Source organism: Cupriavidus basilensis, assembly GCF_008801925.2.
Taxonomy (GTDB): domain Bacteria; phylum Pseudomonadota; class Gammaproteobacteria; order Burkholderiales; family Burkholderiaceae; genus Cupriavidus; species Cupriavidus basilensis.
Genome location: NZ_CP062803.1, coordinates 4,407,136 through 4,424,242 on the forward strand (window position 1 = coordinate 4,407,136; position 17,107 = coordinate 4,424,242).

The following is a 17,107-nucleotide window of genomic DNA, read 5'->3' on the forward strand; positions in this document are numbered from 1 at the left end:
GGCTGGCTTGCGCCACCTCGCGCAGATGGCGGCAGCGCGCTTACAGTTTGCGCGCGAAGCTGAACTGCGAAAATGCTTGCTCGGCCACGTTGAACCACGCTGCTTCGTTGTTGCGGAAGACGCGCCAGTCGTCGTAGATCTTCTTGAACGACGGGTTCTTGGCGGTTTCCTCGGCGTAGGCGTCCTGGGTCGCCTTGAAGCAGGCTTCCATGATTTCCTTGGAGAACGGACGCAGCTTCACGCCGTTTTCCAGCAGGCGGGCCAGCGCTTGCGGATTGACCGCGTCGTACTTGGCCATCATGTTGGTGTGGACTTCGATCGTGGCCGTTTCCAGGGCGCGCTTGTACAGCGCGGGCAGCTTCTCGTACTCGCTTGCCGACGAATAGAAGGACAGCTGCGCGCTGCCTTCCCACCAGCCCGGGTAGTAGTAGTACGGGGCGACCTTGTAGAAGCCGAGTTTCTCGTCATCGTACGGGCCAACCCATTCCGCCGCGTCGATGGTGCCCTTTTCCAGCGCGGGATAAATGTCGCCGCCGGCGATCTGCTGCGGCACCACGCCCAGGCGCGACAGCACCACGCCAGCGAAACCGGCGATCCGGTACTTCAGGCCCTGCAGGTCGGCAACCGTCTTGATCTCCTTGCGGAACCAGCCGCCCATCTGCGCGTTGGTATTGCCGCCCAGGAAGTTGACGACGTTGTATTCCTTGAAGAACTCGCGCATCAGCTTCATGCCGTTGCCCTGCATCATCCAGGCGTTTTGCTGGCGCGAGGTCAGGCCGAACGGGACGGTGGTGTCGAAGCACAGCGTCGGGTTCTTGCCGAAGTAGTAGTAGCCGGCGGTGTGGCCGATCTGGACGGTGTTGTTCTGCACCGCGTCCAGCACCTGCAGGCCCGGCACGAGTTCGCCGGCGGCGAAGACCTTGATGTTGAATTTGCCGTCGGTCAGTTCCTTGACCCGTTGCGACAGCAGCTCGGCGCCACCGTAGATGGTGTCAAGAGACTTGGGGAAGCTCGAAGCCAGGCGCCATTCCACGGCCGGATTGCTGCCGATCACGGCCGGCGCGGCAGCCTTTTCTTCCTTGCCGCACGCGGCCAGCGCACCCGTGGCGGCCACGGCCGATGCCTTTAACAGAAAGGAACGACGTTCCATGACTTCTCCTCTTTTATAGATTTTTAGTGCGGCAGCAGGGGATGGGCACGCCCGCGTCATGCGCGGGCATTGCGCTCTGTACCGAGACGCGCAAGCAGCCAGGGTAAGGCCACCGCGCAACAATGAGCCTGTTACGGAGACACGCCAGGAATGTGGCGTATCCTGGCATGCCTTCGTAACAGGCTCGGGGGCGCCGGTCCGTACCCGTCGGACAGGCCAGATGATTATAGCGGTGGCCCTTTCGCCACGGGGGGCCGCGCAAGTCCGGGTTTTCGCTAGGAAAGTGCAGATTCAGGGGCGCCCGTACATCGTCCTGTCATCCCGCTCCGCTCCCATTGGCATGACCGCACCGTCCTTGCCAGATGCCGCAAGCGACGTATTCCATATGGTGAGAAGGACGCCCCGCCGCGGATTTTGTAACCCCGCTTGCGGTCCAATCGCTCGACTGTTAAAAAAATCACGCCTTACTGGTCCCGCCCTATGTTGTTTGCCGTTTCGCCCGCCTCCGGCCGCCTGCCGGCGCTCCGCTCGCGATGCCTCGCCGTTGCCGTGCTGGCCGCCTGGGGATGGAACGCGTGCGCGCAGACCGGGCCTGACCTGGCGGCAGCCGATGTGCCGGCCACGCCCATGGCGGCACAGCGTGCGGCTACCCCGCCTGAGGCTGACCCGCTGGCAGCGCTGATTTCGAACGAACAAGCGGCTGCAGCCCCGATAGCCGGCGAGATAGCCGGCGACGCCCCGGTTGCGGCAATCGCCCAGGAAGCGCCCAAGGCCGCCGCTGCGGATGGCGCTTCGCCCGCCACCAGCACTGCCACCTCCCCCACCCTGCCAGAGCCGCCCCCGCCTGCTACCTGGGCCAATGCCGGCCTGGATGACAACGGCATCGAGCTCGCCGGCCCGCCCGATCCACCCTTGCCTCCGGAGCCGGTTGTTGCGCCTCCCCCGCCCGTGGTGCTCTTTCCCAAGCGCCTTGGCGAGTTCGTGGCGGACGCCATGCCCAAGACCGCCACGCCCGCCGAGGGCCAGGATGCCGACACGCCCGCGCTGGCAGGCGAAAGCTATGCGCTGGTGTCCCAGCTGCCCGCCGATGATCCTGCCGGCGAGCAGGTCTGGCGGCTTGGCTACAGTGGGCGCGCCGCGTACGACGATCGCACTACCGCCACCCGTGCCTGCGCTGGCGGTGGCACCTTGTCCACCGGCATCGGCGGCGGACTCGCCTGCCGCAGCACCGGCGAGGTCAAGGTCAAGGAGTCCCTGTTCTCGCTGGACGGCGGCGCACAGGTACAACTGGTGGCGCAGGCCAAGGGGACCGATGCTACGTCGATCAATGGCCGCCCGGCCGCGGTCGATCCCTATGCCCTGCTGCCGCAGATCTATACCTCGGTCACCGGGTTGTCGGTGCTGGACGGCGCCACGATGTGGGCCGGCCGGCGCGAGAGCTCATCGTTCCTGATGTCGTCGGGGCTGCTGCCGCCTACGTCGCCGGCGATGCGTTTCGGCGTGGATAACGCCCGCTTTGGCGATATCGCGCTCAACTACCAGTACACCGCGCGCAATGACCTGAATGGCGCCAACCTGCCGAGCTATCACTCGCTGCGCACCGCGCCCATCGCCACCAATGAGAAAGGCTCGGTGCAACTGGGCTATACGCGGGTGGAAGCGCAGCCGTTGATCCAGCAGACCGGAAGTGCGTGGTGGGTGTCAGCCATGCACGAGCAGCAAGGCGTGCTCGCCGGCACCAACCGCTTCGGCATGCAGTTTGGTGAGGGCAGCCGTAATGCGTTGACCGGCTACACCGGCATGGGGCCCGCCTTGTCGCGGGTACGCGTGGCTGAATCGATGGAGTGGAAGCAACGCTCGGGGCTGGGCCTGGCGGGCTCGGTCGAGTCCAGCATGCAGTTCGACCGCTCGCCGGTGGGCACGCTGCAGTGGATGGCCACGCGCGTGCGCCCCGCCTATATCGCGAGCGACCAGTTCAAGCTGACCTTCGAGGTGGCGCACGATCAGATCTCTTCGGGCTTCGGCGCCAGCGGACAGCGCACGGCCGTGACCGTGGCGCCTACCTTCACGCTTGGCAAGGCAGCCGGCAATGCCAACCTGCGCGCCTTCTACACCTACAGCAAGGCCAGCGACGTGGATGGCATCGCCTTTGCCTCACCCGCCGATACCTGGGCTTCGCAGACCTCGGGCTCCATCTTCGGCGTACAGCTCAATCGCCGCTGGTAGGCGTGATAGCGGCTGCAGCCGCCGCTCGCCATGGCGTCTTGCGCGTGAGCGGCGCGCGGCCCGGCAGCACCGCGGGTGCTCGCAGCAGCCAGTGGAAGACCAGCGCGGCGCTCAGCCCGCCCGCCAGCTGCGCCAGCACGAAGCCCGGCACATCGATGGCGCGAATGCCGGTGAAGGTTGCCGTCAGCGCGCACGCAAGGGTCAGCGCCGGGTTGGCGAATGACGTCGATGCCGTGAACCAGTACCCTGCAGTGATATAGCCCGCCACCGCGAACGGCACCAGCCCGGGCCGGCTGCGCCCGGTGCCAATCGCTATGCCGATGAGGCCAAAGGTGGCAACAAACTCGCTCCACCACATCGATGGCCCGGTGCGGCTTTGCGCCGACCAGGCCAGCATCGGCTCGCCAAACATCGCATGCGCGCAGGCGACTCCTGCGATGGCGCCGCCCATCTGCACCAGTCCGTAGCGCCAGGCATCGCGCGCTGGCAGCGCGCCACGCACCATCGCGCAGAGTGTGACGACCGGGTTGAAGTGCCCACCCGAGACCGGTCCCAGCGCCAGCAACAATGCAAGCAGCCCGCCGCCCGTGGCCAGCGAGTTCGCCAGCAAGGCCAGCGCGACATTGCCGCCGGCCAGTTGCTGCGCGCGAATGCCCGAGCCCACCACCACCGCTACCAGCAACGCCGTGCCGAGTCCTTCGGCGACCAGGCGCTGGCAGAGCGTGCTCGCAGCCGCAGGTACGCTTGCGCTGCGCGGTTCGGCAGCGTGGGCCGGGTCGGCCATGGCATCGGGGGAAGGCGCGTGCATCGGGTTTGCAGTGATGGGCGGGAGCGCGCAGTGTTTCGTCTTTCGCCTTGCAGCGTCAATGCATGCTTGGGTTGTTTTGAATGAACCGGTGGTATCGAATGCTTGGCGTGCTTGGCGTGCTTGGCTGATTCGCTATCGGGATGGCATGGATGGTGACATGACATCGCGAAAATCGGCGGTCAGGACCGAATGCGAAAAGCGGATTTTGAAGGTAATTGGCGCAATGCCGATAATCGCGGGCGCAACGGCACTGGACGGACGAATTCGTGCCTGAACATTAGGCGGTGGCATGCGGTATTGCAAGGGTTTGTGCGCTTGGGGCGAGGCCGCCGCAATGGAGGTGATAGACGCGTCCAGGCCGCGTTCTAAGCGGCGATATGCGAGTGGATGGGGCAAGACTGGTGCCCCAGGCTTGCGCCTCTCAGGCGCGCCGGAAGAAGGTCCGGCAAGGCAGCGATGAAACGATGGCCCCAATGGGATTGGGCCACAATGGAAAAAGCCCAAGACCTTTTCAGATCTTGGGCTTTTTCGTAATGCTGGTGGCCTGGGACGGAATCGAACCGCCGACACAAGGATTTTCAATCCTCTGCTCTACCGACTGAGCTACCGGGCCAAAGAAGCGAAACTATAGCAGCGCTTTTCGACCCGGTCAAGCGCTGCGTGCATCACCGCATCATTGTTCCGCTGGTTCCGGCTTGTTGCGGCCGAGTTCCACGCCAAGCTGCTTGAGCTTGCGGTACAAGTGGGTGCGTTCGAGGCCGGTTTTCTCGGCGACGCGGGTCATGCTGCCGTGCTCGCGCAGCAAGTGGTATTCGAAGTAAGCGCGCTCGAACAGGTCGCGTGCTTCGCGCAGCGGCATGTCGAATGAGAAATGCATCTCGGCTTCGGGCAAGCGTTGCGGGCTGCCATTGGCGGTCTCGGCGGCGCTTTCCGCGGCAATCGCCGCCGTGCCCTCGCCAGTGCCGTTCGCTGGCAGCGCCGCGCCTGCGGCCACGCCCGAGCGCGGACGCTCGATGCCACGCGCCAGGCCCTGCTCGACTGCCGAAAGCAGCTTTTGCAAGGCAATTGGCTTCTCGAGGAAATTGAGCGCGCCAATCTTGGTTGCCTCCACCGCGGTATCGATGGTTGCGTGACCCGACATCATGATGACAGGCATGGAGAGCAAGCCTTGGGCCGACCACTCCTTGAGCAGCGTGACGCCGTCGGTATCGGGCATCCAGATGTCAAGCAGCACCAGGTCGGGCGTATTGCCGGCACGGTACTCGCGCGCTTTCTGCGCGTTTTCTGCCACTTCGACCACATGGCCTTCGTCGCTGAGGATTTCCGAGAGCAACTCCCGGATACCCATTTCGTCGTCGACTACGAGGATGGTTGCCATACTTCCCCTCTTGACCCCACCGCGGCTTGCCGGGTTCGGGGCCGCACATTGACTATGCCAGTTTAACGAACAGGATGGAGATCTGCGCCCCGATGATGTCGGAACCCTCCATGCGATTGCGCAACTCGATGCGTGCGCCGTGTTCGTCAATGATCTTCTTCACCATCGCAAGACCCAGGCCTGTTCCTTTGGCCTTGGTGGTCACATACGGCTCGAACGCGCGACTAAGGATACGCGGAGCGAAACCGGGACCGTTATCCGCAATGGTGAGCTTGACGGCCTGCCGGTCTTCGCCGGCAGAATCTTTGTATTCTACAGTCTCGGTGTGCAGAGCGATATGGGGCGCCGCCCTAGCCGCGCCGAGGTTGTCCGCCACCGCATCCTGCGCGTTTTGCAGCAGGTTGTGAATCACCTGGCGCAGCTGGGTCGGATCGCCCTTGATTTCGGGCAGGTTGGCGGCCAGCGACGGATGGATCACGGCATGCTCGTGCGTGCCGGTGTCGTCGATGCCGTATAGATGCAGCACTTCGGCGACCAGGCCGTTGAGCTGCAGTGACTGCAACAGCGCTGGCGGCGTGCGGGCGTAATCGCGGAAGTCGTCGACCATGCGCTTCATGGCCTGCACCTGGTTGACGATGGTGGTGGCGCCGCGCTTGAGCACGTCGACGTCGGCGCCCTCCAGTTTGGGCGAGAGCTTCATCTGCAGGCGCTCGGCCGAGAGCTGGATCGGGGTCAGCGGATTCTTGATCTCATGCGCGAGGCGCCGGGCCACTTCGCCCCACGCCACCGAGCGTTGAGCGGAAATCACATCGGAAATGTCGTCGAATACCACCACGTAGCCAGGTTCGTCGCGCTCGTCGCCGCGCCCGCCCGGCAGGCGCGCGCCGCGCACCAGCAGCGTGAGCGCCTGTTCCTCATCGCTCTGCGGCAGCTCGATCTGCTTTTGCCAGTGCTGCGCGCCGCCCAGCATTTCACTGGTGCTCTGCTCGGAGAAGGCCTGCCGCACGATGTCGCCGAAGTCGCCGAGGGCCGGGATGCTGTCGATGGGCTGGCCCAGCGCGCCGGCGAACGGCTGCCGGAAGATGCGCTCGGCCCCGGGGTTGGCGGTGATCAGCACGAAGCTGCGATCGAACACGAACACGCCGGCGGTGAGATTCTGCAGCACGCTCTCGAGATACGCCGTCGATTTCTCGAGCGCGCTGCGGTTCTGCTCCACCGCGATGCGTGCTTCCGACAGCTGGCGCGTCATCATGTTGAACTGCTGGGTCAGCATGCCAAGCTCGTCGCGGCTCTTTAGCTCGCGCTTGGGCGAGAGATCGCCCTCGGCCACTTCCTTGGTCCCTTGCAGCAACATCAGCAGCGGCCGCGCCAGCTGTCCGCCGAGCAGCAGCGCCAGCATCACGGCAATGAACACCGCGAGGAACAGCGTGAGCGTCAGCGTGCCGATATACATCTTGCGCAGGCCGGTGCGGCCGAGCGCCTTTTCCTGGTACTCCTGGTAGGCGCGCTGGACTTCGTCGGCATTGCGCGCCAACGCTGCCGGCACCGGATGCACGACCTGCAGGTAGCGCTCCTCGCGCACCGTGTCGCCCACCAGCCCGAACCCGGACGATGCGGCGTCCTCGGGGCGGCGCTCGACAGACAGCCCCGACCCGGCCCAGCGGCTGGGCGCATTGAGGGCCGGCTTGCCCGCGGGCCCGCTGGCGCTATCCGCGGTTTTGGGTGCGTCGGTTTGCGCGGTGGGCGCCGGGCCCAGCGGCACGATGACGCGCAGCCGGTACAGGTGGGCGCCATCGGTACGCTCGGGCTGGTGATGGCTATCGACGGATGGATCGGTGCCCCCTTCCACCGCTGCATAGCCGCCGGCCAGCCGGGCCTGCTCGGCCAACACGCCAGAGGGCAGGTCCGGCACCAGCGACGCATAGTTGCTCGACGCCGTGGCGATCACGCGGCCGCTGCCGGTGAAGATGGCGGCTTCCTGCACGCCGTATTGCTCGCGCAGCCGGTTGAGCTGCAGCGAGGTGGCGACGTTGGGCGAGCTGGTGAGCTGGTCGGCCATCAGCCGCGCCTTGCCTTGCAGGTCCGACAACGAGCTGTCGATGGTGGAGCGGCCAAGGTTGAGGCCGGCCTCGAGCGCGGTCTCTACGCGAACGTCGAACCAGGACTCGATGCTGCGCGAGACGAACTGCAGCGACACCAGGTAGATCAGCACGCCGGGCAGCACGCCCACTACGCCGAAGAACACGGCGAGCTTGGTCATCAGCCGCGTGCCGAACTTGCCGCGGCGGTAGCGCAACCACAGGGTCAGCGCCAGCGCGCCGATGATCAGCACCAGCAGGATGCCGATCACCAGGTTGATCTTGAACAGCAGCGTGAAGTACCGATCGAAGAATTCGGTATTGGCCGAGGCGCCGGCGAGCAGTGCCACCAGCACCAGCGCCAGGAACACGATGATGCCCGCCACGACGCGGTAAAGCACGCGCCGGAACCGGCTGTCCCACAGGCTGGGTGGGGCGCTCATGGCTGGCCCGCGGCCGGCTGCACCAGGGTGGTGGGAGAGAGCACGGTCGATACGGTCTGCGCAAACGGCACCGCACGCGTTTCGCCTGCCACCGCGGCGGACGCGGCGGACGCCGGCGCCGGTGTGGGCACGGGCACCAGTTGTGGCGGCGGCGTGGGCGCGGGCGGCGGCGGGAATTCGCTCGGCACGGTGAAGCTGAAGCGCCGCCATTCCGATGCCAGGTTCCACTCGCGGGTGTTGACGGCGTTGATCTGGAACGGCTTGGGCAGTTGCGTCAGGTCCAGGCGCATGCGCGCTTCGGCCTGGTAGGTCTCGCCCGGCTTGACCATGCTGCGCTCGAACACGCGCCAGCCACGCACGCGCTGGATGAACTGCAGCGCGCCCTTCAGGCGCATGAACGGCAATTGCAGGCCGCCGGTGGACACGCGGTACTGGCGTGTGAGCGGATGGTAGGACAGCCGCACGCTGCGGCTGGCATTGACGGGCTTTTCATCGAACCAGTACCAGCGCGGGCGGGAGAGCTGGAAATCGACGACGAAATACAGCGAGATGCCTTTGTTGAGCGCGTCTTCAAGCGGCGGCGGCAGATCGAAATCGAAACTCGCGGCCAGATCGAAGCCGCCATCCTGGTACTCGATGCGGGCCTCGTTGACTTCAATGCCGTCGGCGCGCGCCGTGCCCGGCAGTGCGACCAGCGTCATCAGGATACCGAGCATGATCGTCGCCGCGAGCCACCACGACGCCAGCCGCGCGCGCGCGCTGCATATCGGGCCGGCGCCGGCTACTGAACCAGCTGCACGAGCCGCAGCAAGGGACACGCACGCACTGTCGTCTGGGACGCGAAGGACGAACAAGCGAAGCGGGTTCGGCATTGGGATCGATTGGGATCGGTCAGGATCGTTTCTGGAAACGGGCGTAGAAGAAGCCATCGTGATCGGTGGGCAGGCCTTCCTGGCTGCCATTTCCGCCACCGGCCAACTGATCCTTGCTACCCGGCAGCATCTGGCCGGGCGCTTGCAATCGTATCGCATCTGGTAGCTGTGCACCAAACCAGCGCGCCTGCTCTTCGTTCTCCGTTGGGAAAATAGAACAGGTGACATAGACCAGGATGCCGCCCGGCTTGAGCAGGTTCCAGAGCCGCGACACGATGCGCCGCTGCTCGGTGACCAGCCGCGGGATATCCACCTCGCGGCGCAGCCAGCGGATGTCCGGGTGGCGGCGCACGATGCCCGAGGCGGAGCACGGTACGTCGGCCAGGATGCGGTCGTACTGGCGGTTGTCCCACCAGTCCTGCGGGCGGCTTGCGTCGCCTACCACCACGGTGGCTTGCTGACCCAGGCGCGCGAGGTTCTCGTCGATGCGGGTGGCGCGCTGCGCGTCGCTCTCCAGCGCGGTGACTTCCACGTTGGCGAGTTCAAGGATGTGGCCGGTCTTGCCGCCGGGCGCGGCGCACGCATCGAGCACGCGCTGGCCGTCGGCCAGGTCCAGCAGCGGAGCTGCCAGTTGCGCGCCGGCGTCCTGCACCGAGACATCGCCCTCGGCAAACCCGGGGATCTGCGACACGGGAAACGCGCGCACCAGCCGCACGGCCTGCGGGCCGATGGCCACGCCCGCCATGCCGGCATTGAGCACACGCTTGAGGTAGTCGGGCACCGAGACCCGCGCCGTATTGACGCGCAGGGTCATGGGCGGGCGCACATTGGCGCTCTCGGCCAGCGCGGTCCACTGGTCCGGGTACGCCTTGCGCAGCGCATCCAGCCACCATGCGGGCAGGTTCCAGCGCGCTTCGTCGTCCTGGCGCACTTCGGCCAGCAGTGCCTTGCGTTCACGCAGGAAACGGCGCAGCACTGCGTTCACCAGCCCGCGCGCGTGCGCGGTCTTGGGCTCGGAGGCTGCCGCGCTGACGGCCTGGTCGACCACGGTGAACTCGGTATAACCCCCTTCCCCCTGCTCGTCCTCGACCAGCAGCGCGAGGGCCACGGCCAGCAGTGAATCCACCAGCGCGCCGGGCGGCCGGGTCACCAGCTTGGTGACCAGCGCGCGCGCCGTGCCGAACTGGCGCATGGTGCGATAGGCCAGGTCCTGCAGGGCGCCGCGCGTGGCGGCGTCGCGCACGCGGTCCAGGCGGTACTGGGCGGCGGCATTCTCGATGGCCAGCGGCAGCGCGCTGCCTTCGTTGACGCCGCGTACGGCAGCCGCGGCGGCGAGCATCTGGAAGGCGAGGGATTCGTGTTGCAGGCGCATGACAGTGGGGCAGTGAGACGGTAAAACGGGGTGGCAGGGGGCAAGCCGCAAGCGGCGAGGACTGGCGGCAAGGCCGGGCGAGGCCAAAAAAACACTGCCCGCCGCTTCCGGGGAAGCACGGCGGGCAGTTTACCCTGTCTGTGGCGGGGACCGGCGTTTTTGCGCCTGGCCGGCCGCGGCGGGAGGTAGCGCGGCGGCTTGGACCGCGCTTGTGCCTCGATTGGGCCGCGCTTACACCGGATAGACGCCCGTCTGTGCCATCTGCATCAGCCGCGCCACCCGTTCCTCGGTCGCCGGGTGGGTCGAGAACAGGTTGGCGATGCCGCTGCCCGAAAGCGGGTTCATGATCATCATCTGCGCCGTGGCCGGGTGCTGCTCCGCGGTCTGGAACGGAATCCCCTGCGCATAGCGGTGGATCTTGTCGAGCGCCATTGCCAGCGCCTGCGGGTCGCCGCTGATGGTGGCGCCGCCGCGGTCCGCCTCGAACTCCCGCGCGCGGGAGATCGCCATCTGGATCAGCGAGGCCGCCAGCGGGGCAAGGATTGCCACCGCGATACTGGCAATGGGGTTGGAGCGGTTGCCGTTCTCGTCGCGCCCGCCAAAGAACATGGCGAAGTTGGCCAGCGCGGCGATGGCGCCGGCCATGGTGGCGGCGATGGTCGAGATCAGGATATCGCGGTGCTGCACGTGAGCCAGCTCGTGGGCCATCACGCCGCGCAGCTCGCGCTCCGACAGCACCCGCAGGATGCCGGTGGTGGCCGCCACGGCGGCATGCTCCGGATCGCGGCCGGTGGCAAAGGCGTTGGGCGCATCCTCGTTGATCAGGTACACGCGCGGCATCGGCAGCTGGGCGCGCTGCGCCAGCTCCTGCACCATGCCGTAGAACTGCGGTGCCGTGCTCGCGTCGACTTCCTGCGCGTTATACATGCGCAGGACCATCTTGTCCGAGAACCAGTAAGAGAAGAAGTTCATGCCCAGCGCCATGATCAGCGCGAACATCATGCCGCTGCGGCCGCCGATCATGCCGCCGATGACGATGAACAGCGCCGTGATGGCGGCCATCAGCATGAAGGTCTTGACCCAGTTGAACATTGTCGTGATCTCCGAAAAAATCATCCTCGCGCGCGCCCGGTGGCCGGGCTGGCCGTGCTACGGAAAGCGTGACGCGGTGCTGTTTAGATAGTACCCCGCCCCGGAAATTCAACCGTCACCTGCCTAAAAAAAGGGCAGCCAGTGCCGGCGGCCGTTCGTTGCGCCAGCAGGTTCGGCAACGGTTCCTAGCGTTGGGCGAAGGCCAGGCGCGCGCCCAGCCCGATGAACGCCACGCCCACAATGCGATCCAGCCAGCACTTCAAGCGAGGCACCTCGTTGGCGCGGCGGGTCAGGGTGCCCGCCATCCATGCCACCAGGCTGTTCCATAGCGTCGACATCGCCACCATGACGCCGCCCAGGGCCAGGAATGCCAGGGCCTGATGCTCGGCGTTGCGATCCACGAACTGCGGGAAGAAGGAAATGAAGAACAGGATCACCTTTGGATTCAGCACATTGGTGAGAAAGCCCTGCATGAACAAAGCGCGCAGGCCGCGTGTGCCCGGCAGGGCAGCGGGGGCCGCGGCCGCGCCGGGGGATGCGGATCGCTGCCAGATCAGGCGCAGCCCAAGCCACACCAGATAGGCTGCGCCGGCAAACTTGATCAGGGTAAAGGCGGTGGCCGATGCCGCCAGCAATGCAGTCAGGCCGAAGGCGATGGCCAGCGAGTGCACGCAGCAGCCGGCACTGACCCCGAGCGCCGAAACCACGCCCGCCGCCCTGCCCTGCGCCACGCTGCGCCCGACGATGTAGGCGGTATCCGGGCCAGGCGTCACATTGAGCAGGAACACCGCACCGACGAACAAGGGAAGGTCAGTAATGCCGAGCATGGTTGGCTACCGGTGGATGCGCTACAGAAATGGGGCGCTTGCGGCAAGTCAGCCATCGTGGCTTTGCCGCAAGCGCAGGGCGATTATGCCGTGCCGCCGGCCACGGCGCAGCGGGTACCCGGCGGCAGCGGCATGCTTTGCAGGAACTGCTGGGCCGGCACGCGGCGCCCGCCCGGTTTCTGCAACTCGGTCACGCGCAGCGCGCCCTCGCCGCAGGCGATCACCACGCCATCGGCATCCGCCGCGAGCACGGTGCCCGGCGCCTGCGGGTGGCTGGCCGTGGACGCCAGCGGCTGGGCCTGCCAGCACTTGATGACGGTCTCGCCGACCTGCACGGTGGCGCCGGGAAACGGGTTGAAGGCGCGCACCTGGGCGGCCAGCGCCGCAGCCGGGCGGCGCAGGTCCAGCGGGGCTTCTTCCTTGGCGATCTTTTCGGCATAGGTCACGCCCTCGGCCGGCTGGGGCGTGCGGGTGAGCGGCTGGCCCGCGGCGAGGCGGCGCAGCGCCTCCACCACCATGCGCCCGCCCAGTGCGGCCAGCGCATCGTGCAGGGTGCCGGTGGTGTCGCCGGGGCCGATCGGCACGGTTTCGCCCTGGATCATCGCGCCCGTATCCAGCCCTTCGTCCATCTGCATCAGCGTGATGCCGGTCTGCGCATCGCCAGCCTCGATGGCGCGGTGGATGGGCGCGGCGCCCCGCCAGCGCGGCAGCAGCGAGGCATGGATGTTCAGGCAGCCGTAGCGCGGCAACGCCAGCACCTCGGCCGGCAGGATCAGGCCGTAGGCGGCCACCACCATGACATCCGGGGCGATCTGCGCCAGCGCGTCCACGGCGGCGCCGGCCTCTTCGGGATACTTGCCGTTGCGGCGCAGCGAGCGTGGCTGCAGCACCGGGCCCAGGCTGCGCTCCAGCGCGTACTGCTTGACCGGGCTGGCCTGCAGCTGCAAGCCGCGGCCAGCTGGCCGGTCGGGCTGGCTGAGCACCGCCACCACCGGGAAACCGGCGCTGTGGATGGCTTCGAGCGCCACGCGGGCGAATTCAGGCGTGCCGGCAAAGGCAACGCGCAGCGCTTGGGATGGGCTTGCGGCTTGGGACATGGCACGCTCCGGCATAAAGCGGCACCGGCCGCATCAGCGGCCGGTAACTTGATTCATCGGGAAGGCAATACGATAGCAGACCGCTAGCCGGCCAGTGCCGGCGCGCGGCTGCCTTACATGCGGGTGCGTTCGCGCTTGTGCAGCTTGACCAGCTTGGACTTGATGCGCTGGAGTTTCAGTGGCGACAGGTACTCGACGAAGACCTTGCCCTTGAGGTGGTCCATCTCGTGCTGGATGCACACGGCCAGCAGGTCGTCGGCTTCGATCTCGAAGGGCTCGCCCTTCTCGTTCAGGGCACGCACGCGCACATGGTCCGGGCGCTCGACCCGGTCGTAGACCTCGGGCACCGACAGGCAGCCCTCTTCCGCCACCTTGCGGGAGTCGCTGGACCACACGATCTCCGGGTTGATGAAGACCTGCAGCTCGTCACGGGTCTCGGAGATATCGATCACCACCACCTGTTCGTGCACGTCCACCTGGGTCGCGGCCAGGCCGATGCCAGGGGCTTCGTACATGGTCTCGGCCATGTCCTCTACCAGCTTGCGAATGCGGTCGTCCACCACGGCAACCGGTTTTGCCACGGTATGCAGGCGGGGATCGGGGTAGGTCAGGATATCGAGTTTAGCCATGATGCTGGGGCGCAACGCCTGCCGCTCACACATGTGACCCGCGCGTTGCGGCTACGGGTGTTTACATGCAGAATCGGGGCGCAAGTACAAAAATTCAAGGCGCGCCGCAACAGGCACGCTCTCCAGGGTCAATCCGGCTGTTCTGCCAGCCGGTTCGAGAAAATGCGCGATCTTACCAAAGAACACCAGGCGGCGCCGGGCCGCAGGCCGTACGCGTTTGCCCGTTGGATGTTGTGTGCGGCCGGAATCACTGCCGTCACAGGGGCGCCAGTACATGCCGCCGATCTTACCGTCACCCCGGCCCAGCGGGCCCAGGCCACCGTTACCGCGCAGCAAGGCATTGCCGCCGCCGATCTGGCGCCTGACGCGCCCCAGCAGTATGTCGTGCGAGGGGGTGACACGCTTTGGGGGATCTCCGGGCGCTTCCTGCGCCAGCCCTGGCGCTGGCCCGAGCTGTGGGGGATGAACCAGCAGCAGATCCGCAATCCACACCTGATATATCCCGGCCAGGTCCTGTACCTGATTCAGCGCGACGGCCGCGCCTGGCTTTCCACCAGCCCCGATGCCGGCGGCACGGTGCGGCTCACGCCAAGCGTGCGCAGCGAAGGTGGGCCCGATGGCGCCATCGCCAGCATTCCCGCCAAGGACATCGAACCGTTCCTGATCCGCCCGCTGGTGGTGGACCAGGGCACGCTGGAGACCTCGGCACGCATCATCGCCCTGCCCGAGTCGCGCGTCTACCTGGGCATGGGCGATACCGCCTATGCGCGCGGCATTTCCCCGCCCGAGGCGGTGGTCGGCAGCGACTGGCAGGCCTTCAAGCCGGTCAAGCCGGTCAAGGACCCGGTGACCGGCCGCGTGCTGGGCTATGAAGCCGAGTACCAGGGCAACGTCCGTGTGTCGCGCCCGCCGGAAGGCTTCGACGCGGTAACCTCCGTCAAGGTCACGGCGGCCCAGCAGGAAATGGGCTCTGGCACCTTGCTGATGCCCCAGCCGGCGCGCGAGCCGGTGCGCTACGTGCCCCGCGCGCCGGATGTCATGCTTGATGGCCGCATCGCGGCGGTCTACGGCGGCGTGCAGTTCGGCGGCGCCAAACAGGTGATCGTGCTGAATATCGGCGCCGCCGCCGGCCTCGAGCCCGGCCACGTGCTTGCGCTGTCGCGCGCCGGCCAGGTGGTGCGCGATCGCACGGATGGCAACCGCGCCATCCAGTTGCCCGATGAGCGCTATGGCCTGGCCTTCGTGTTCCGCGTGTTTCCCGGCGTGGCCTACGCTCTGGTCACCGACGCCTCGAACGCGATCGAGGTGGGCGACCGCGTGACGTCGCCGCGTTGACCGGGCTGGCAGCAACCGGCGCCAACCCGGCGCCGGTGCCCACCACCACCCGCAGCGCTGCCGACATCGAGGCATGGCTGCGGCTGACCGGTGCCCGTGGCCTGGGCACAGGAGCCTTGCGCCAGTTGCTGGCCACCTTCGGGCTGCCGCACCAGTTGCTGGCACAGACCGTCAGCGCACTGGCGGCGGTCATCCCCGAGAAGCACGCCCGGGCGCTGCTGGCACCGCCCGATGCTGTCACCATGGCGCTGGTCGAGCGCACCGTGGCCTGGGCCGCCGAGCCCGGCAACCATGTGGTGACGCTGGCCGATGCCGCCTATCCCCGCCCCTTGCTGGATCTGTCCGACCCGCCGCTGGTGCTGTACGTCAAAGGCCAGCTGGGCGCGCTTGGCGGCCCGGCCATTGCCATGGTCGGTGCGCGCAGCGCCACCGTGCAGGGCACGGAGGATGCGCGACGCTTTGCCCGTGTGTTGTCCGGCGCCGGGCTGGCGGTGGTGTCGGGGCTTGCGCTGGGCATCGATGGCGCAGCGCACGAGGGGGCTCTGGAAGGTGCTGGCGGCACTGTGGCGGTGATCGGCACCGGCGCCGACCTGGTCTACCCCGCCCGGCATCGCGACCTGGCCCACCGCATCGCGGCCCAAGGCGCCATCGTCAGCGAGTTCGCGCTCGGCATGCCCGGGCGCAGCCACCACTTTCCCCAGCGCAACCGCATCATCGCGGCGCTCGCGCGCGGCGTACTGGTGGTAGAGGCGGCCGCACGCTCGGGGTCGCTCATTACCGCGCGGCTGGCAGCCGAGATGGGACGCGAGGTCTATGCCATTCCCGGCTCGATCCATGCACCGCTGTCCAAGGGTTGCCACCTGTTGATCCGCCAGGGCGCCAAGCTGGTGGAAACCGCGCAGGATGTGCTCGAGGAACTCGGCATGGCCGGGGATGCCGCCCGGCCGGTGGCGCCTGCGCCCATGCCGGCGCTGGACGATGTCCTTGGCCTGACGCTCACCCACGATCCCGTCACGCTGGACGCGCTGTGCGCACGCACCGCCCTGCCGCCCGAGCAAGTGGTGGCCAGCCTGCTGACACTGGAACTGGCGGGCGCGGTAGAGCGGCTGCCGGGCAATGTCTATCGCCGGGTAAGCTAGTGAGCGACCCTGGTACCGCCGGCCGAAATACGGATTTCCTGGCGACCGCTACAATCAAACGATTTCCCGTGCCTGAAAAGGCTCATGTTTCCCCCATCATGACCGTTTACTTTCCGGAGCAGGACCAGGGTGTGATCGCCCAGGTGTTGGCAGCGCGTCCGCAAGGCCGCCTGGTAGCCTGCCTGTGCGCAGCCTGGTGCGGCACCTGCGGAACCTACCAGGAGGCGTTCGCGGCGCTTGCTGCACGGTTTCCTGGCGATTGCTTCGTCTGGATCGATATCGAAACCCATGCCGACCAGCTGGGCGACCTCGATATCGATAATTTTCCGACGCTGCTGGTGCAGCCGGCGGCGGGCGGCGCGGCGCAGTTCTACGGCACGCTGCTGCCGCACATTGAAGTGCTCGAACGCATGCTGGCGCGCGGCGCGGCGATGGCGCCAACGGCCGGCGCAGCGGTGCCGAACGTGCTGCAGTGGCTGGCGCCGCACGCTAACGACGACTAACGCCGGTCATCGGCGCCCGGGGCAAGCCAGGAGCACGAGCGCTGGATTGCAGTCAAAAAACGAAGCGGGCGGCGGCTGTCCAGGGCCGGCCCGCATGCCAGCAGCGCCCGTTTGACGGCGACGGCGACGGCAGCTTGCTTGCACCGCCGTCGGAACCG

Annotated in this window: 14 protein-coding genes and 1 tRNA gene; 4 read left to right on the top strand and 11 right to left on the bottom strand. The window is 67.0% G+C overall.

Annotation, left to right across the window (positions count from 1 at the left end; genetic code table 11):
* Positions 1–40: 40 nt before the first annotated feature.
* Positions 41–1,150, bottom strand: coding sequence for a TRAP transporter substrate-binding protein (locus F7R26_RS20255; protein WP_150987584.1), 1,110 nt, complete (start codon positions 1,148–1,150; stop codon positions 41–43).
* A gap of 480 nt (positions 1,151–1,630) precedes the next feature.
* On the opposite strand from F7R26_RS20255, the gene F7R26_RS20260 reads away from it, so the two are divergent.
* Positions 1,631–3,376, top strand: coding sequence for a carbohydrate porin (locus F7R26_RS20260; protein ID WP_150987586.1), 1,746 nt, complete (start codon positions 1,631–1,633; stop codon positions 3,374–3,376).
* Here F7R26_RS20260 and F7R26_RS20265 read toward each other — a convergent pair.
* From F7R26_RS20265 to def, 10 genes are all read right to left on the bottom strand, one after another.
* On the bottom strand, positions 3,360–4,160 hold the full coding sequence (locus F7R26_RS20265; protein ID WP_150987625.1) for an aquaporin: 801 nt from the start codon (positions 4,158–4,160) through the stop codon (positions 3,360–3,362). The genes F7R26_RS20260 and F7R26_RS20265 overlap by 17 nt on opposite strands.
* A 561-nt stretch (positions 4,161–4,721) precedes the next feature.
* A tRNA-Phe gene (locus tag F7R26_RS20270) sits at positions 4,722–4,797 on the bottom strand.
* 60 nt (positions 4,798–4,857) lie between these two features.
* Positions 4,858–5,562 (bottom strand): response regulator, encoded by a 705-nt coding sequence (locus F7R26_RS20275; protein WP_150987588.1) that lies wholly within the window; start codon positions 5,560–5,562, stop codon positions 4,858–4,860.
* A gap of 52 nt (positions 5,563–5,614) precedes the next feature.
* Positions 5,615–8,083, bottom strand: a complete 2,469-nt coding sequence (locus F7R26_RS20280) for a sensor histidine kinase (RefSeq protein WP_150987590.1) — start codon at positions 8,081–8,083, stop codon at positions 5,615–5,617.
* Positions 8,080–8,955, bottom strand: coding sequence for a DUF4390 domain-containing protein (locus F7R26_RS20285; protein ID WP_416351291.1), 876 nt, complete (start codon positions 8,953–8,955; stop codon positions 8,080–8,082). The genes F7R26_RS20280 and F7R26_RS20285 overlap by 4 nt, the downstream gene beginning before the upstream one ends.
* Before the next feature lie 19 nt (positions 8,956–8,974).
* A complete protein-coding gene (gene rsmB, locus F7R26_RS20290; RefSeq protein ID WP_150987594.1) occupies positions 8,975–10,327 on the bottom strand; it encodes a 16S rRNA (cytosine(967)-C(5))-methyltransferase RsmB in 1,353 nt (450 codons plus the stop codon).
* Between the two features lie 231 nt (positions 10,328–10,558).
* The gene (htpX, locus tag F7R26_RS20295) at positions 10,559–11,419 is read right to left on the bottom strand and encodes a zinc metalloprotease HtpX (protein ID WP_043350911.1); all 861 of its coding nucleotides are present in this window, start codon (positions 11,417–11,419) and stop codon (positions 10,559–10,561) included.
* 185 nt (positions 11,420–11,604) lie between these two features.
* Positions 11,605–12,246, bottom strand: a complete 642-nt coding sequence (locus F7R26_RS20300) for a LysE family translocator (protein ID WP_150987596.1) — start codon at positions 12,244–12,246, stop codon at positions 11,605–11,607.
* Between the two features lie 83 nt (positions 12,247–12,329).
* Entirely contained in the window at positions 12,330–13,343 is a 1,014-nt protein-coding gene (gene fmt / locus F7R26_RS20305) for a methionyl-tRNA formyltransferase (protein WP_150987598.1), read from the bottom strand.
* Between the two features lie 113 nt (positions 13,344–13,456).
* The gene (gene def, locus F7R26_RS20310; protein WP_150987600.1) at positions 13,457–13,972 is read right to left on the bottom strand and encodes a peptide deformylase; all 516 of its coding nucleotides are present in this window, start codon (positions 13,970–13,972) and stop codon (positions 13,457–13,459) included.
* A 162-nt stretch (positions 13,973–14,134) separates the two neighbouring features.
* Between def and F7R26_RS20315 the strand changes: the two genes are divergently transcribed.
* From F7R26_RS20315 to F7R26_RS20325, 3 genes are all read left to right on the top strand, one after another.
* Positions 14,135–15,307, top strand: coding sequence for a LysM peptidoglycan-binding domain-containing protein (locus F7R26_RS20315; RefSeq protein ID WP_150987602.1), 1,173 nt, complete (start codon positions 14,135–14,137; stop codon positions 15,305–15,307).
* Complete coding sequence (gene dprA / locus F7R26_RS20320) at positions 15,304–16,446, top strand: DNA-processing protein DprA (RefSeq protein ID WP_150987603.1); 1,143 nt, start codon at positions 15,304–15,306, stop codon at positions 16,444–16,446. The genes F7R26_RS20315 and dprA overlap by 4 nt, the downstream gene beginning before the upstream one ends.
* Positions 16,447–16,544: 98 nt before the next feature.
* Positions 16,545–16,949, top strand: a complete 405-nt coding sequence (locus F7R26_RS20325; RefSeq protein WP_150987605.1) for a thioredoxin family protein — start codon at positions 16,545–16,547, stop codon at positions 16,947–16,949.
* The last annotated feature ends 158 nt before the right edge of the window (positions 16,950–17,107 follow it).

Coding starts and splice junctions, on each gene's coding strand:
- F7R26_RS20280 (WP_150987590.1), bottom strand. CDS start 8,083: ATGAGCGCCCCACCCAGCCTGTGGGACAGCCGGTTCCGGCGCGTGCTT.
- fmt (WP_150987598.1), bottom strand. CDS start 13,343: ATGTCCCAAGCCGCAAGCCCATCCCAAGCGCTGCGCGTTGCCTTTGCC.
- F7R26_RS20285 (WP_416351291.1), bottom strand. CDS start 8,955: ATGCCGAACCCGCTTCGCTTGTTCGTCCTTCGCGTCCCAGACGACAGT.
- F7R26_RS20275 (WP_150987588.1), bottom strand. CDS start 5,562: ATGGCAACCATCCTCGTAGTCGACGACGAAATGGGTATCCGGGAGTTG.
- def (WP_150987600.1), bottom strand. CDS start 13,972: ATGGCTAAACTCGATATCCTGACCTACCCCGATCCCCGCCTGCATACC.
- F7R26_RS20325 (WP_150987605.1), top strand. CDS start 16,545: ATGACCGTTTACTTTCCGGAGCAGGACCAGGGTGTGATCGCCCAGGTG.
- F7R26_RS20315 (WP_150987602.1), top strand. CDS start 14,135: ATGCGCGATCTTACCAAAGAACACCAGGCGGCGCCGGGCCGCAGGCCG.
- F7R26_RS20255 (WP_150987584.1), bottom strand. CDS start 1,150: ATGGAACGTCGTTCCTTTCTGTTAAAGGCATCGGCCGTGGCCGCCACG.
- F7R26_RS20300 (WP_150987596.1), bottom strand. CDS start 12,246: ATGCTCGGCATTACTGACCTTCCCTTGTTCGTCGGTGCGGTGTTCCTG.
- F7R26_RS20265 (WP_150987625.1), bottom strand. CDS start 4,160: ATGGCCGACCCGGCCCACGCTGCCGAACCGCGCAGCGCAAGCGTACCT.
- F7R26_RS20260 (WP_150987586.1), top strand. CDS start 1,631: ATGTTGTTTGCCGTTTCGCCCGCCTCCGGCCGCCTGCCGGCGCTCCGC.
- htpX (WP_043350911.1), bottom strand. CDS start 11,419: ATGTTCAACTGGGTCAAGACCTTCATGCTGATGGCCGCCATCACGGCG.
- rsmB (WP_150987594.1), bottom strand. CDS start 10,327: ATGCGCCTGCAACACGAATCCCTCGCCTTCCAGATGCTCGCCGCCGCG.